Origin of the sequence: Phyllobacterium pellucidum, assembly GCF_013327855.1 — a bacterium.
GTDB lineage: Bacteria > Pseudomonadota > Alphaproteobacteria > Rhizobiales > Rhizobiaceae > Phyllobacterium > Phyllobacterium pellucidum.
On record NZ_JABUMX010000003.1, the window covers coordinates 569,870 to 586,268 of the forward strand.

The 16,399-nt window shown below is 60.7% G+C and carries 13 protein-coding genes; 6 read left to right on the forward strand and 7 right to left on the reverse strand.

Annotated elements, in window-relative coordinates:
- Positions 1-7: 7 nt before the first annotated feature.
- The 5 genes from HQ945_RS16085 to HQ945_RS16105 all read right to left on the reverse strand — a co-directional run bounded on the left by HQ945_RS16085 (position 8) and on the right by HQ945_RS16105 (position 5,499).
- Complete coding sequence (locus tag HQ945_RS16085) at positions 8-1,540, reverse strand: YifB family Mg chelatase-like AAA ATPase (protein WP_091920640.1); 1,533 nt, start codon at positions 1,538-1,540, stop codon at positions 8-10.
- 112 nt (positions 1,541-1,652) lie between these two features.
- Positions 1,653-2,594, reverse strand: a complete 942-nt coding sequence (gene gshB / locus HQ945_RS16090) for a glutathione synthase (protein WP_091920639.1) — start codon at positions 2,592-2,594, stop codon at positions 1,653-1,655.
- 115 nt (positions 2,595-2,709) lie between these two features.
- The gene (locus tag HQ945_RS16095; RefSeq protein WP_051614846.1) at positions 2,710-3,015 is read right to left on the reverse strand and encodes a septal ring lytic transglycosylase RlpA family protein; all 306 of its coding nucleotides are present in this window, start codon (positions 3,013-3,015) and stop codon (positions 2,710-2,712) included.
- A 488-nt stretch (positions 3,016-3,503) separates the two neighbouring features.
- Positions 3,504-4,694, reverse strand: a complete 1,191-nt coding sequence (uxuA, locus tag HQ945_RS16100) for a mannonate dehydratase (RefSeq protein WP_027230865.1) — start codon at positions 4,692-4,694, stop codon at positions 3,504-3,506.
- Between the two features lie 34 nt (positions 4,695-4,728).
- Positions 4,729-5,499, reverse strand: coding sequence for a GntR family transcriptional regulator (locus tag HQ945_RS16105; protein ID WP_027230864.1), 771 nt, complete (start codon positions 5,497-5,499; stop codon positions 4,729-4,731).
- 255 nt (positions 5,500-5,754) lie between these two features.
- Here HQ945_RS16105 and uxaC point away from each other — a divergent pair, with 255 nt between their 5' ends.
- From uxaC to HQ945_RS16135, 6 genes are all read left to right on the forward strand, one after another.
- On the forward strand, positions 5,755-7,152 hold the full coding sequence (gene uxaC, locus HQ945_RS16110) for a glucuronate isomerase (RefSeq protein ID WP_174208284.1): 1,398 nt from the start codon (positions 5,755-5,757) through the stop codon (positions 7,150-7,152).
- An 8-nt stretch (positions 7,153-7,160) separates the two neighbouring features.
- Positions 7,161-8,645, forward strand: a complete 1,485-nt coding sequence (locus HQ945_RS16115) for a mannitol dehydrogenase family protein (RefSeq protein WP_113280023.1) — start codon at positions 7,161-7,163, stop codon at positions 8,643-8,645.
- 117 nt (positions 8,646-8,762) lie between these two features.
- Entirely contained in the window at positions 8,763-9,941 is a 1,179-nt protein-coding gene (locus HQ945_RS16120) for an extracellular solute-binding protein (RefSeq protein ID WP_174208296.1), read from the forward strand.
- A gap of 61 nt (positions 9,942-10,002) precedes the next feature.
- Positions 10,003-11,070, forward strand: coding sequence for an ABC transporter ATP-binding protein (locus HQ945_RS16125; protein ID WP_091920635.1), 1,068 nt, complete (start codon positions 10,003-10,005; stop codon positions 11,068-11,070).
- A gap of 5 nt (positions 11,071-11,075) precedes the next feature.
- A complete protein-coding gene (locus HQ945_RS16130; RefSeq protein ID WP_027230859.1) occupies positions 11,076-11,987 on the forward strand; it encodes an ABC transporter permease in 912 nt (303 codons plus the stop codon).
- Positions 11,988-11,990: 3 nt separating this feature from the next.
- Complete coding sequence (locus HQ945_RS16135; protein WP_027230858.1) at positions 11,991-12,836, forward strand: ABC transporter permease; 846 nt, start codon at positions 11,991-11,993, stop codon at positions 12,834-12,836.
- Positions 12,837-12,909: 73 nt separating this feature from the next.
- On the opposite strand, the gene HQ945_RS16140 is transcribed toward HQ945_RS16135, so the two are convergent.
- Both HQ945_RS16140 and HQ945_RS16145 read right to left on the reverse strand, forming a co-directional pair.
- Positions 12,910-14,436 (reverse strand): UxaA family hydrolase, encoded by a 1,527-nt coding sequence (locus HQ945_RS16140; RefSeq protein WP_113279888.1) that lies wholly within the window; start codon positions 14,434-14,436, stop codon positions 12,910-12,912.
- A 134-nt stretch (positions 14,437-14,570) separates the two neighbouring features.
- Positions 14,571-16,313 (reverse strand): cation:proton antiporter domain-containing protein, encoded by a 1,743-nt coding sequence (locus HQ945_RS16145; RefSeq protein ID WP_113279887.1) that lies wholly within the window; start codon positions 16,311-16,313, stop codon positions 14,571-14,573.
- Positions 16,314-16,399 lie beyond the last annotated feature (86 nt).

The following is a 16,399-nucleotide window of genomic DNA, read 5'->3' on the forward strand; positions in this document are numbered from 1 at the left end:
CTCGATCTCACGCTGGCTCGCCCATCCTGTCGGCGATCATGCGATAGGAGATTGCTTCGGCAAGGTGAATGCGCCCGACCGTTTCCTGGCCGTCTAGGTCGGCCAGCGTGCGCGCAACCTTCAGCACACGGTGATAGGCGCGGGCCGAGAATCGCATCTGCTCGCTTGCCTGGTGCAGCAGCGCCATGCCGGAAGCATCGGGTGCGGCGACCGTTTCGATAAGCGCGACGGAGGAATGCGCATTCGTCGTGATCGAGGGAGCGCCGAGTTCTTCGTAGCGCCGCTTTTGAACGGCGCGCGCCCGTGCGACCCGCGCCGCCACTGTGACGCTCGCTTCCGACGCAGCCGGGCGGATGAGATCGCTCGCGCTCACTGAAGGCACGTCGATCCTGATGTCGATGCGGTCGAGCAGCGGCCCGGAAAGACGCGCCTGATAGTCCTGGCGGCAGCGCGGGCCACGCGCACATTGATGGCCGGGCTCGCCCGCCATGCCGCAACGGCAGGGATTCATCGCCGCTACCAGCTGGATCTGTGCCGGATAGACGATGCGGTGGTTGGCGCGCGCGATCAGGCATTCGCCGGTCTCCAGGGGCTGGCGCAGCGAATCGAGGACCTGCGGCGTGAATTCCGGGAACTCATCGAGGAAGAGAACGCCGTGATGGGCGAGCGAGACCTCACCGGGCCGGGCACGGACGCCGCCTCCGACCATCGCCGCCATAGAGGCTGAGTGATGCGGGGCGCGGAACGGACGCCGGTCGGTAAGCTTGCCGCCGAGAAGTTCGCCGGCGATCGACGCGATCATCGACACGTCCAGCAGTTCGCGCGGCAGGAGCGGCGGCAGGATCGACGGGAGCCGTTGCGCCAGCATGGATTTGCCGGAACCAGGCGGCCCGGCCATCAGGAGATTGTGCCCTCCAGCCGCCGCGACTTCGAGCGCGCGCCTGGCGCTTTCCTGTCCGCGGATGTCTGCAAGATCGGGCAGGCCGGTCGCGCTCGTCTGCATGGCCGGCTCGGGCCGGGAGAGAACCTGTGTGCCGCGAAAATGGTTGGCGAGGGCAATGAGGCTGCGCGGCGCAAGGATATCGATTTCGGGTCCTGCCCAGGCGGCCTCAGGTCCACACGGGGCCGGGCATATCAGCCCCCGGTCCTGGCGGTTGGCGGCGATGGCCGCAGGGAGAACCCCCGCCACATGCGTGATGGTGCCGTCGAGCGAGAGTTCGCCAAGGACGACATAGGATTGCAGCACATCGGCGGGGATGGCGCCGAGCCCGGCCATCAACCCCACGGCGATGGGAAGATCGTAGTGACTGCCTTCCTTGGGAAGGTCCGCCGGCGCGAGATTGACGGTCACCTTCTTCACCGGCATCGACAACCCGGATGCATGCAAGGCGGCTTGGACCCGCTCACGGCTTTCAGCGACAGCCTTATCCGGGAGGCCGACAATATGCATGCCCATCTTGCCGGGCGCGATCATGACCTGCACATCGACGGGCTGCGCATCGATACCCTGGAAGGCGACCGTCCGAATGCGGGTGACCATGATTTCGTCCTTGAAAATGCGGGCATGAAAAGAGCTGAGTGCAATAACGCAACATCAGCACATTTCATCCCACATCACAAGAACATTAAGTGAACGGTTCAGGCGGGGAGCCTTAATCGCGTTTGGCCTCGACCGCATCCCAGAACAGCGCGGCAATGTCGGCGCCGCCGAAACGCTTCACCTCGCGTACGCCCGTCGGGGAGGTCACATTGATCTCGGTCATGTAGTCGCCGATCACGTCGATGCCGACGAGAATAAAGCCGCGTTCACGCAAAGCCGGTCCGATGCGCGCGCAGATCTCGCGTTCGCGCTCGGTGAGTTCCGTTTTCTCAGCCCGGCCGCCGACATGCATGTTGGATCGCGCATCGCTATCCGACGGGACACGGTTGATTGCGCCCACGGGTTCGCCATCGATAAGAATGATGCGCTTGTCGCCGGCCCGCACGTCCTTCAGGTAGCGCTGGGCGATGATCGGCTCGCGGAACATCTGGCCGAACATTTCGAGCAGCGAGGTGAGATTGCGGTCACCATCGGCAAGGTGGAATACGCCGGCGCCGCCATTGCCATAGAGCGGCTTGAGGATGATGTCGCCGAACTCCTTGCGGAAGGCGACGATCTCCTGAGGATCCTTGGTGATCAGGGTCTCCGGCATCAAATCCGGAAACTCGGTGACGAAGATCTTTTCGGGACTGTTGCGCACCCAGGCGGGATCGTTGACAACGAGCGTCTGCGGATGGATGCGCTCGAGCATATGCGTTGTCGTGATGTAGTTCATGTCGAAGGGCGGATCCTGGCGGAGCAACACCACATCCATCTCCGACAGGTCGCGGCGGATCGGCTCACCAAGGGTGAAGTGGTCGCCTTCGACATCGCGGACGCTGAGGTCCTCGATACGCGCCGACACGACGCCGTCGCGCAGGCTGATCCGGTCGGGCGTGTAGTGGAAGAGAACGTGGCCGCGCTTCTGCGCTTCAAGGCAAAGCGCGAAGGTCGTGTCGCCGCCGATCCGGATCGATTTGATATGGTCCATCTGGACCGCGACTTGGAGTACCATCGAAAGTCCCCTAAACGAGCAGGAAATGCTCACATGGCGATGTCACGTTCGACGGTCAACGTCAATCCCATCATACGCCAACGCCGCTGGCGCATGCTTGCTTCCAGAGGCCTTATCAGAGCTGAGCCATGCAGATGTTGGTGTGTCCCTGCCCGACAAAGCCGAGCCGGTTGGCGGCACCCTTGGAGAGGTCGATCACACGGCCCTTGATGAACGGCCCGCGATCATTGATGCGCACGACAATGGAACGACCATTGCGCTGATTGGTAACCTTGACCTTCGAGCCGAAGGGCAGGGTGCGGTGAGCGGCGGTCAAATCGGATGGGTTCATCCGTTCGCCGGATGCAGTCTTGGAACGCAAGGCATACCAGGATGCGCCGCCGCAGGCTGAGCCTGCATGTGCTGAAACGGCGCCGAGCATGAGGAATAGCACCGATGCCGAAAGGACGGTGCGGATGCTTGCGATAGATACCATGGTGATGTTCGCACTTGTGGTAGCCCGCGGCAGAACTGCCGGACTGAAGACACACGCATTGAAGATTGACCCCCGGGCAAGTAGATCACGGCGTGAGCGAGTAATTGCTTCTATTTTGGAGAAATGTGGCCCTGAGGTGGCCCGCCAAAGCAAGATCGGTCGAGATCAGCGGTAAAGAGCAGCCAAGTTACTAAAAAAGCTTGTCTTAATATGATTCAAAACGTGATCGGAAATGCTTCTCTATAGAAAGGTATTTCTGCCCGTTTGGCAAAATATGGCGATAATGTGATGGATATTCACCGCATTATTGCGCTCTATTTGCCCAGCAGCACAACCAGACTCATGAATATGGTTAAAATGGATTAACTATAAAGAACTAGAACGCCCCGGCTTGGGAAAGCCGGGGCGCAATATTCGGTAAAAAGTGATCGCTTTTAGACGAGAGCTTGTGGATCAAGGGCGTGAATGATGCCGCGAAGTTCGGCAAGGCCGCGCAAGCGACCGATGGCGGGGTAGCCCGGGGTCACTTCCTTGTTGAGATCGTCGAGCATGCGGTGACCATGGTCCGAGCGGAAGATGATGCTGCGCGACTTGTCGCGTTTGCGGTCCTCGGCAAGGAGTTCGCGCAAGACAGCCACCATATCGACGTCGCCTTCGAGATGCGCTGCCTCGTGGAAGGTGCGCCCGTCCCCCTCGCGCGTCGTTGCCCGCAGATGGGCAAAGTGAATGCGGTCGGCAAAGCGCCGGGCGATTGCGGGCAGATCGTTGTCGGCGCGCACGCCAAGGCTGCCCGTACAATAGCACATGCCGTTGGCGGGCGAAGGCACCGCTTCGAACAGCGCGGCATAGTCAGCCTCCGTAGAGGCGATGCGCGGAAGCCCGAACAGCGGGCGCGGCGGATCGTCGGGATGCAGTGTCAGCTTGACACCGAGATCATCGGCGACGGGGGTCACGGCCAGCAGGAACTCGATGAGGTGCTGGCGAAGCTTGTTGGCATCGATACCTGAATAGGCCTCCAGCTTGTCGCGGAACGCCGGAATCGTCAGCGGTTCGGTGGTCGAGCCGGGAAGGGCGCTGGCGATATTGCGGGTAAGATCAGCGATTTCCTGTGCGCCCATGGCGGCATAGAGCTCGGCCGCGATCTCCTGGTCGGCTTGCGAATATTCACTTGCAGCACCCTTGCGTTGCAGGATGTGCAGATCGAACACAGCGAACATGTTGTGGTCGAAACGCATCGCCGTGGACCCGGTCGGCGTGACGTAGTCGAGTTCGGTGCGGCACCAGTCGACAACAGGCATGAAGTTGTAGCAGATGACCTTGATGTCATTGGCCGCCAGAGCTTCCATACTGGCGATCCAGGCGGCAATTTCGTTCTTCGCCATGCCGCCTGTCCGTTTCACGGCGTCTGGAATTGGAATGCTTTCGACCACTGACCAGGTCAGCTGCGAGCGGCCGTCCGGCGTCGATTCGATCATTGACTTGCGCTCTTGAACCTGAGCGGTGGTCCAGGCTTCGCCGATCGGTACGTCGTGCAGCGCGGAGACGATATCGGTCGCCCCGGCCTGACGCACATTATCCAGCGACACGCCCGCCTTCGGGCCAAACCATCGCCATCCCTGACGCATGCATTCCTCCGTAGTGTGTTTTATCTCGTCCGGATCAGATGAATGATTCCGGGTGGCTTTTTCTCAATTCGTCGACATCGGGGATGACGGCGTCGAGGTGCTTCCGCATGGCAGCGCAAGCTGCCGCCACATCATGGGCCTCAATGGCGTTGCGGATGATCCGGTGCTCGGAAAGCACGTGTTCCATGCGCCCCAGAGCGGGAAGGGTCATGCGCCGCGCCCGGTCGATCTGTACCTTCACCGGCTTCAAGTAGCGCCAGATGCCGGGATGTCCCGAAATGGCAGCAATCGCCTCGTGAAAGGCCTCGTCGGCTTCATGGAATGCGCCCATGTTCTGGCGGTCGGCGAAGAATTGCTGCCGCGCCAGAACCTCGTCTAGACGTTCAATGTCCTTAGCGGTCGCTCGCGATGCGGCCCGCTCGACGGTCGCGCCTTCCAGCGCCTGCCGGATGACGACAGCCTCAGGTATAAGCGCAACAGGAATGCGAGCAACAAAGGTTCCGGACTGGGGAAACACGTCGACAAGGCCATCTTCAACGAGGCGGATCAGCGCCTCGCGAACCGGCGTCCGGCTGACACCGAAGCGTTCGGTGAGCACCTTTTCGTTCAGCGGCGTTCCGGGCGTCATCTCCATCGAAACGATGGCTGCATGGAGTTCGCGATAAATGGCTGTCGCCGTGGTGACCCGGGCAACAGGCGCTGCTCCCCCATGCCGAACGGGCCGCACATTGGTAGCGCCGGGCGTGACGATCGTCTCGGACGCCAAAAGGACGACGCTTTTTTCTCCCGCCTGCTTTGCTGCCATTCAAGCGCTCCATTTCCTCATTTTGGATCCTTCAATCCTCAATGATGGAATTCCACCCAAATTCCTAGATGCTCCGATCCGCCGCGAAGTGACTTTCCGCGCGCGATCGGGTGTTGACATACTAATATATTATTCTCTAGTGTTCGCCAAGGCCAATACCGGCAAATCTCTGAAGATAATGGCCTCGCGGGCATCGGTACCAAGCTTTGGTGTCACTGGGTCCCGATATTGTAGATGCAGCAAGGAAGTTGAAGAATGGCCCTCAACCCCGACCGGTTGTTTCCAATCGAGCCTGACGCGCGCGCCATCGCGCGGCGCTTGTTCGAGACCGTGGAGCGGTTGCCGATTGTCTCCCCGCACGGCCATACCGACCCGCGCTGGTACGCGGATGATGAAGCATTTCCCGATCCGGCAAGCCTCTTCGTCAAGCCAGATCATTATATTTTTCGTATGCTTTACTCACAAGGTGTGCGCCTCGAGACGCTTGGCGTTGCGCGAAAGGACGGCGGGGCCGTCGAGACGGACGGACGCACCATCTGGCAGACGTTTGCGCGGCATTTCCACCTGTTCAGGGGAACGCCTTCCCGCCTGTGGTTCGAGCATGCGCTCGAAGCGGTTTTCGGTATAGATGAGCGGCTCAATGAAAAGAATGCGGATACGCTTTACGACCGGATCGCCGAACGCCTGACTGATCCGGCCATGCGCCCGCGCGCGCTTTACAAGCAGTTCGGCATCGAGGTCATTTCAACCACAGACGCGGCAACAGATGATCTTTCCGCACACGATGCGATCCTGCGCTCAGGTTGGGATGGCCGCGTTGTCCCGGCCTACCGCCCCGATGCGGTCGTCGATGCCGCGCAGCCGGCTTTTCGCTCGAATGTGGAAAATTTCGTCGCGCTGGCTGGCGTTAGTCTCGACTATGCCGGCTACCTCGAAGCGCATCGCCTGCGCCGCGCTTATTTCAAGGCGCGGGGCGCGACATCCACTGACCATGGTCACCCGACGGCCCGCACGGCAAATCTTTCGCCGGCGGAGGCCGCGAGCCTGTTCGATCGCGTTTTGCAAGGAGCCTCTGCTGCCGACGCAGAACTCTTCCGTGCGCAGATGCTGACCGAGATGGCGCGCATGAGCGTTGAGGACGGTCTGGTCATGCAGATCCACCCCGGCTCCTTCCGCAATCACAATCCGGATATTTTCGGCCGCTTCGGAGCGGACAAGGGCGCGGACATTCCGCGCGCCACCGGCTACGTGGAAGAGCTGAAGCCCTTGCTCGATGCATTCGGCAACGATCCGCGGCTGACGCTTATTCTGTTCACGCTCGACGAGACCAGCTACAGCCGTGAACTAGCGCCGCTTGCCGGGCATTATCCGGCCGTGCGCCTCGGACCGGCCTGGTGGTTCCACGACAGTCCGGAAGGCATGCGCCGCTTCCGCGAACTGACGACCGAAACCGCCGGTTTCTATAATACCGTGGGCTTTAACGACGACACGCGCGCCTATCTTTCGATCCCCGCCCGCCATGATATGGCGCGCCGCGTCGATTGCGCATTTCTTGCTCGCCTTGTCGCCGATCACCGGCTCGATGAGGACGAGGCGCAGGAGGTGGCGGTCGACCTCTCTTACCGCCTCGCCAAGCAGGCATACAAGCTTTAGGAATGGACATGACCGAGCAAAATCAACTGTCCGCTGCCACGCTGGCTCGCCTCGGCAAGGATGTGCAAAGGCCGGCTTACGATCGAAATCAGATGAATACCGGGATTGTGCACCTTGGTATTGGCGCGTTCCACCGCGCCCATCAGGCAGTCTACACCGATGCCGTGCTGGCGAGCGGCGACAATCGCTGGGGCATCCTCGGGGTTTCGTTGCGCAGTGCCGACACACGAGATGCGCTGCAACCACAGGACGGCCTCTATACGGTTGCCGTGCGTGATGGCAGCGGCGATCGTTTCAGCGTTATTGGCAGCATCACGAGCGTTCTTGTGGCGCCTGAAAATCCGCAAGCCGTTTTGTCGGCAATGGTCGAACCTTCCGTCAAGATCATCTCGCTGACGGTAACGGAAAAGGGCTATTGCTATGCGCCCGCGACCGCTTCACTCGACGAAAGTCACCCGGATATCGTCCACGACCTTGCGCATCCCGCTGCGCCGCGTTCGGCGATTGGTTTCATCGTAGAGGCACTCGCGCGCCGTCGTGAAAACGGGACGGAGCCGTTTACGCTCCTGTCGTGCGACAATCTTCCGGCAAACGGCGAAACCCTCAAGCGGGTCGTCCTGCGCTTTGCCGAATTGCGCGATCCTGATCTGGCGACGTTCATCCGCGAAAGCGTCGCCTTTCCTTCGACGATGGTTGATCGCATTGTTCCGGCGACGACCGATACGGATCGCACAATTGTCGAGCGGGCGACCGGGCTGCGCGATGCCTGGCCGATCATGACCGAGCCGTTTACGCAATGGGTGGTGGAGGACCATTTCCCATCCGGGCGTCCCGCATGGGAGAAAGTCGGCGTCACCTTCGTTGAAGACGTCGATGCGTTCGAATTGATGAAGTTGCGCCTCCTTAACGGCAGTCACTCGACTCTCGCCTATCTCGGCTATCTTGCTGGGCACGAGACAGTATCCGACGTGATGCAGGCGGAAGGCTTTTCTGCCTTCATCGAAGCGATGATGGACGAAGAGATTACGCCGACCCTGCCGCCGCTTTCAGGCTTCGACCTTTCGTCCTATAAGGCGCAGCTGCGCGAGCGCTTCCGCAATCCGGCTCTGCGCCACCGCACATGGCAGATCGCCATGGATGGCTCGCAAAAACTGCCGCAGCGGCTGTTGAACACGATCCGCAAGCGCATCGAACAGGGCAAGCCCTTCAAACGGCTGGCGCTCGGCGTCGCGGGCTGGATGCGCTACGCCACGGGGACAGACGAGCGCGGACAGCCGATCGACGTTCGCGATCCGCTGGCAAACGATTTCCGCGAACGCACGCATGGCAAAACCTCGGCCGCCGACCTTCTCGACGCCTATCTAGGGATGCAGCAGATTTTTGGCAAAGACCTTGCGGACAATGACGAGTTTCGCCGCGCCGTGGGCGGGGCACTGGAACAACTGCTGCGAGATGGCGCCGCTGTGACTGTAGCAAAAGCTGGAAGAGACTAAAGCCTTGCTATCCTGATCTGATAGATTAATATATCAAATCTCAAAACAGGCCGGTCCGGGAACCCGGTCGCAGTCTCAACGCAGGACATTGGGAAATCCAAAGGGAGGAATAATATGATCCGCATTACACGCAGACAGGCCATTGGCGGTCTGGCAGCAGTCGCCGCGCTACCCGCCACGCGGCTCTTTGCTCAGTCGAAGCTGGCATTGCCGACTTCGCCGGTCGCGATCAACGTCGCTGACGTTGCTGGCAACCTCGCATTGACGCAGGCTGCAATCGAGAACTATGCGAAGGCGAAACCGGAACTGGTTTCCAAGATCACCTTTACCAAGGCGCCGGCACCGGAACTGCCCGGCAAGATCAAGGCACAGCAGGCGGCCAATCGGCTCGATATCGATCTCGTGCTCACCGGTACGGACGCGCTCTCCGCTGGCCTCGAACAGGATCTATGGATCAAGCTCCTCCCCGATCACGCCGCATCGCTGCCTGATCTTGCGAAAATCTATCTTGAACCGGCTCATCGCATGCTGGCTCTCGCCAAGGACCATGGCGTCGTCGTTACCTATTATCCCTCGGGGCCGCTGCTTGAATACATGCCGGATCGGGTGAAAAAAGTACCGACCACAGCCGAGGAACTGTTGGCATGGGCCAAGGAAAACCCGAACAAGTTCCTTTATGCGCGTCCGGCAAATTCCGGTCCAGGCCGTACCTTCCTCATGGGCCTGCCCTACCTTCTTGGCGATAGCGATCCGCGCGATCCGGTCAAGGGCTGGGACAAGACGTGGGCTTACCTCAAGGAACTAGGCCAATATATCGAATACTACCCAACAGGCACCGGCGCGCTGATGAAGGAACTCGGCGAAGGTACGCGCGACATGACGGTGTCGACGACCGGCTGGGATATCAACCCGCGCGTCCTCGGCGTTGTTCCGAAGGAAGCTGCAGTCGCCCCGCTCAAGGGCTTCCATTGGGTCGCCGACGCGCATTACATGTGCGTGCCGAAAGGCGTCGCAGATGAGAAGGTTGCGGTACTCCTCGATCTTATGAGCTTCCTGCTGACGCCCGAGCAACAGGCCTACACCTACGACCAGGGCTACTTCTATCCGGGTCCGGCGGTGAAGGACGTGCCACTTTCCATGGCGCCGCAGGAAAGCCAGGACGCGATCGCCGAATTTGGCCGCAAGGAATATGCCGACTGGATTGCCAACAACCCGATCGAGGTTCCGCTCGAGCCATCGTCGATGGTGGTGGCATTCCGGCGCTGGGATGAGGAAGTCGCAGCCAAGAAGTCATAATTTATTGTTTCATCGGCGCGGCCCGGCGATGCCGGACCGCGCACAGCCATGAGGTTTCCAGATGCTGCTTGCATCATCGCCATTTCGCGAAATTCGTCTCGATCAAATGAGCCGTGCCTTCGGTGCGCATAACGCGCTGAAGAGCGTCTCGCTTTCCATTCGCAAGGGGGAATTTATCGCCCTCCTCGGCCCCTCAGGTTGTGGCAAGTCGACGGCGCTCAACTGCATTGCCGGGCTCCTGGCAACCACGGGCGGCGGCATATTCATCGACGACAAGCGCATCGACACCTTGAAGCCCGAGGATCGCGGGTTCGGCATGGTGTTTCAGAACTATGCCCTGTTCCCGCACATGACTGTGCGCCAGAACATTGGCTTCGGCCTGAAGATGCGCAAAGTCGCGAAGGCCGAAATCGACAAGCGGGTCGAAGAGGCACTGAATCTCGTGCGCCTGCAAGGTCAGGGCCACAAGCTGCCGGGCCAGTTGTCGGGCGGCCAGCAGCAGCGCGTTGCCATCGCGCGCGCCATCGTCATCGAACCTCCGCTCGTCCTCATGGACGAGCCATTGTCGAATCTGGATGCCAAACTCCGGCTCGAAATGCGCGCCGAAATACGCCGCATTCACAATCAGCTCGGCGCAACAACGATTTACGTTACCCACGACCAGGATGAGGCCTTGTCCCTGGCTGATCGCGTCGTGGTCCTGCGCGACGGAGAGATCAGGCAGGTTGGCGTTCCAAGCGATCTCTACGAACGCCCCGATCATCTGGATGTCGCCGAATTCATGGGATACCGCAATCGCCTGACCGGCAAGGTCGTCGCCAAGGAAGGCGACCGCGCAACCGTCACCGTCGGCAATGCGACCTTGACCGGCACCGCCCGTTCATCCCTGAAGCCCGGAGATACGGCCGTCATTGCCGCCCGTGCCGACGATGTCGTTGCCGGCGAAAAATCGGCGCAGACTGTCGAGGCCGTGGTCGAGACGATCGAGTATCGCGGCCGCGAATTTGTCGGGACGGCGCGGACCGCTGGCGGTCTAGAACTTGTTTTCCACGCCGGCCAGACCGCGGAACTCGGCAGTTCCATCTGGCTTTCAGTCGATCCGGCGCGTGCGCTGGCTTTTGCGGCGTGACGGCCATGGCAAGCATTACCGCATCCTCCTCTCCGTCCGAGTATCGCCTGCCGCTGCGCCAGCGGCTGGCGGTGCGCGGCATCGACGGCGTTACGCTTTTGGTCCTGCCGGCATTCTTGTTCTTGCTGGCCGTATTCGTTTATCCCTTCATCTATGGCCTGGTGCTTTCCTTCACGCCCAAGGAAGGCGGCCTCTTTGGCAATTATCAGAAGTTTTTCTCCGACCCGTTTCTCTACGACACGATCCTTACCACGCTGTGGCTCGCCGTACCGGTTACGATCATCAGCATCGCCATTGCCATTCCGGTTGCCCTGCGGGTGCGGCTGCTGAAGCATCAGCGGCTATTGACGACAATCCTGGTTCTTCCGGTCACATTGGGCACGGTGCTCGTCGCCGAAGGGCTCCTGAACTATCTCGGCCCGCAAGGCTGGTTCAGCCGCACCCTCATCCAGTTCGGCATGATCGACCGGCCGCTCAAGCTCACCAACAATTACTGGGGCGTGTTCGCGTCGCTGATCATCACCGGCTTCCCGTTCACATTCCTGCTGACGTTGTCCTACGTATCGGGCATCGACCCGGCGCTGGAACAGGCCGCCGCCACCCACGGCGCAAGCAGCTGGCAGCGCTTCCGCCATGTCATGCTGCCGCTTCTGGTTCCCGGCCTTGCCATCGCCTTCTGCCTGTCCTTCGTCCAGGCCTTCGCGGTGTTTCCTTCCGCGGTCTTGCTGGGCGCGCCTGCGGGACCGACCCGCGTCATTTCGATTGCGGCTTACCAAGCGGCGTTCGAGCAGTATGATTATTCGATGGCATCGGCGATCGCCATGATCATGGCGGCTGTGCAGCTGTTGATAGTCGTCGCCATTCTCGTCATTCGCAACATGTTCTATCGCGGCTCGACCGCTGGCGGAAAGGGCTGATCCATGATCCGCGACACAACAATTGCTGCAAAGCTCTGGATCACCGCCGTTTGGGTACTGGTGGGCTTCTTTGTCCTCAATCTCCTCGCGATGATCACTACCGTGATCTTCTCTTCCTTCGCCACCCGTTGGCTCGGCACGTGGCTGCCGGCCGGATGGACCACGAAGTGGTATTTCACCGCCTGGACCGAGTTCCAGCTCGGCGACGTCCTGCTCGTCACCTTCCAGATCGTCTTCGCCGTGGTCGCCTTGTCGGGGATACTTGGCGTGACCGCAGCCTACGCGCTGGCGCGCAGGGATTTTCCCGGCAAGAAACTGGTCATGCTGCTCTTTCTGTTGCCGCTGCTGGTCCCGCCGATCACCTTCGGTATTCCGCTCGCAACAGTGCTTTATCAGGCAGGCGTTGGCGGCACGTTCTGGGGCGTGGTTCTCGCCAATCTCGTGCCGACAGTGCCCTTCGTCATTCTGGTCATGATCCCGTTCATCGAACAGATCGATCCCAAGATCGAAGCCGCCGCACGCGTCTTCGGTGCGGGAACGTTCCAGCTCTTCATCCACGTTCTCCTGCCGATGCTATTGCCGGGTATCCTTGCGGCTCTCCTTCTCGTGCTCGTGCGCACCGTCGCAATGTTCGAGCTGACGTTCCTAACCGCCGGGCCGACGAGCCAGACACTTGTCGTCGCGCTCTACTATTCGGTGTTTGCGTCCGGCGTTCGCGCCGTGCAATCGATCGACGCCATGGCAGTGGTCTACATGATCACGACGCTGGTCTGGCTGCTCATCGCACTGCGCTTCGTCAACCCGACGCAGATCGTGGCGCGTGCCAAGCATCAGCAAACAGCCGCCTGACCGTACAGGCAGGAACGAAAGGAAACGGGAGCCATTGGCTCCCGTTTTTGTTTCAATCTCGAAGCCTTGTTGGCTACATCGTTGCGCCAATCTGCCAAGGCACGAATTCCGCATCGCCATAGCCGAGCTGTTCGGACTTGCTCGGCGCGCCGGAAGCAACCTTCAGAACCCGTTCGAATATTTCCTGGCCCTTCGCCTCGATAGAGACACCGTCGAGAATGTCACCGCAATTGATGTCCATGTCCTCGATCATCTGGTTGTACATCGGCGTATTGGTGGCAAGCTTGATCGAAGGCGTCGGCTTGCAGCCATAGGCCGAGCCGCGCCCTGTGGTAAAGGCAAGTACATTGGCGCCGCCGGCAACCTGTCCTGTCGCTGAAACGGGGTCGTAGCCGGGCGTATCCATGAAGACGAGCCCATGGGAAGTGACGGGCTCGGCATAGCCGTAGACGGCCTCGAGCGGCGACGTGCCCGACTTCGCAACAGCACCAAGCGACTTTTCGAGGATAGTGGTGAGACCACCGGCCTTGTTGCCCGGCGACGGATTATTGTTCATCTCCATCTTGTTGCGGGCGGTATAATCCTCCCACCAGGCAATGATGGATTGCAGCCGCTCGACCGCCTGCGGGTTCGAGGCGCGCTCGATGAGGAGATGCTCGGCGCCGTAGATCTCCGGCGTTTCGGAAAGAATCGCCGTACCGCCATGCTTGACGAGGAGATCAACCGCAGCGCCGAGGGCGGGATTGGCGGTAATGCCGGAATAGCCGTCGGACCCGCCGCACTGCAAAGCGAGCATGAGTTCCGAGGCGGGAATGGTTTCGCGCCGAACGTTCGCGGCGACTGGCAGCATGTCACGTACGGCGGCAACGCCCGCTTCCATCGTCTTGCGGGTGCCGCCGACCTCCTGGATTGTCAGGCTGCGGAACGTGTCGTTCTCAACGATATTATACGTTTCTTTCCAGCGACCGATCTGGAATGCCTCACAGCCGAGCCCGACCATGAGCACAGCGCCGATGTTCGGGTTGGTGGCGTAGCCCCACTGCGTGCGCTTCAGAACTTCGTAGCCTTCGCCGTTCGTATCCATGGCGCAGCCGCCGCCATGGACGAGTGGTATGATGCCATCGATCGTTGGATATTCATCGAGAAGCCCCGACTTGCGCACCGCCTCGGCGATAAATCGCGCCACCGACGCCGAGCAGTTCACCGAGGTAAGGACGCCGATATAGTTGCGCGTACCGGCACGGCCATTGGCGCGGCGGAAGCCCTCAAACGTGGCGCGCTGCGGCAGCGGCAGCAAACCGCTCCCGTGCGGCGCGTGGCCCGCATCCGCCTCACGCACGAAATCGCTGTAGTTCAGATTATGTTCGTGCACCCATTGGCCAGGCTCGATGAGCTTCGATGCCGAGCCGATGATCTGGCCGAACTTGCGCACAGGCTCGCCCTCGGCAATGACTCGCGATGCCAGTTTGTGGCCGCGCGGCACCCGATCGGCAACCGTGACGCCCTCGATTTTTTGCCCGGCCTGAAACGAGTCGACGGCAACGACGACGTTGTCGCTGGCGTGCAGCCGCAAATGACGAGGGGCGGTAAGCGTGTCCATGAAATTCTCCAGGTTGAATTAATATATTAGTTGGAGAGGGTAGCAGTTTCAATGCGTCATGTTAGCGTTGCCCGCATCATAGCACCGCGTGGACCCTTCGGGGTCGAGAACTTGTGGCCACTGCGCGGGCTGGTTCAGGTCACATCGAGTGACTGGTCGTCCCGATTCCGGCGGGAGACGTTCATTTCAGCACGCTCGCGCGCCATGTTGCTCACGGCCTTGCGCAGTGCCGGGTGACGGGACATGAAGACGTTGAAGTCGCGGCGCTCAAGCACGAGGAACGCGCAAAAGTCGACGGCAATAACATCTGCCGTGCGCCTGCCGCCGCTGAGGAGCGCCATCTCGCCAAAAAAAGCGCCGGCGTCCAGCCGGACATTGTCATCCGCCAGTTCAACCTCGACCGCGCCGGAAGCAATGAAATAGAGCCCGTCCGGACGATCGCCCTTGCGCAGGACGCGCTCGCCGGGTGATGCGGATTTCGGCCGGAACAGTAGCAAGAGTTCCTCCTGCGAATTCTCGTCGACCTGGGAGAAAAGCGGAAATGTCTCGCAAAGCTGCTGCATCTCCAGCTGGTGCTGCCGGTTGCGCTCGTCATTGGCGGCGCGGATCTGCTCGACCGCGTGATTAAGCTTTTCAAACTTCACCTTGCCGTACGTCGCATACACTGTTGGCCAGGTTGCCTGCAGCTTCTTCTGGATGGCCTCACCGGCGAGCAATACCAGCGGGTTGAGCGTGATCGACAGAATCGCCCCGGCGAGAATAAGGTCCTGCCCCTCGCGTGGAAGCAAGCCAAGCGTGACGCCGAGCCCGGCAAGGATGAAGGAAAATTCACCGATCTGGGCGAGACCGGTCGATATGCGCACGCCCATGCCCAAGGGGTAGCGCAGCACGAGCACCACCAAAAAGGCGATCAGCGATCTGCCGATGATGATCAACACCAGAACGGCGATCACCGCGATCGGCTCGCGAACGATGATCGAGGGATCGAAGAGCATGCCGACGGAAACAAAGAACAGAACGGCAAACGCATTTTGCAGCGGCAGGGAATCGGCGGCGGCACGGTGGCTGAGGCGCGATTCACTCATGACGACGCCGGCAAAGAAGGCGCCGAGCGCAAAGGAAACGCCGAAGATTGCCGCGGACCCGTAGGCGATGCCGAGGGCGAGGGCGAGCACGGACAAGGTGAACAGCTCCGAGGAGCCGGTGCGGGCAACCAGCGTCAAAAGCCATGGCACGACCTTCGGCCCGACAAAGACGGCGATGCCGGTAAAGGCTGCAACCTTGAGCAAGGTGATGGAAATCGTTGTGGCAATCGAAAGATCGCTGGCCGCATGGGCGACGGCATGGCCGCCCAGGACTTCCGCAAAGGCCGGCAAGAGCACGAGAGCCAGCACCATCGCCAGATCTTCGACAATGAGCCATCCAACGGCCACGCGGCCGCCGACGGATTCGATCAGGTTGCGCTCCTCCAACGCCTTCAGGAGCACGACCGTGCTGGCAACGGACAGGCTGAGACCAAAGACCAGTCCGGCTCCGAGACCCCAGCCCCATAGCGACGCAAGGCCCATGCCGAGCAGGGTTGCAAGTACGATACGGCCAAGCGCGCCCGGCACGGCAATACCGCGCACGGCCAAGAGATCAGCTGCGGAAAAATGCAGGCCCACACCGAACATCAGCAAAATGACGCCCATTTCCGCCAGCTGGCCGGCCAGCGACGCGTCTGCCATGAAACCAGGCGTGTAGGATCCCATTAGGATGCCTGCGACGAGATAACCGACGAGGGGCGGAAGGCGCAGCCTGTCCGCGGCATAGCCGAGGATGGCGGCGAACACGAAGCCAACGGCAACGGTTGCGATCAATGCGACTTCCTGGTGCACCCTCAGCCTTCGATTGTTTGGTGTTTTCCCACGAGACAGGTTGCGGTCGAACAACCGTGCCGCCTCAGGGTACAACCTAACCTTGA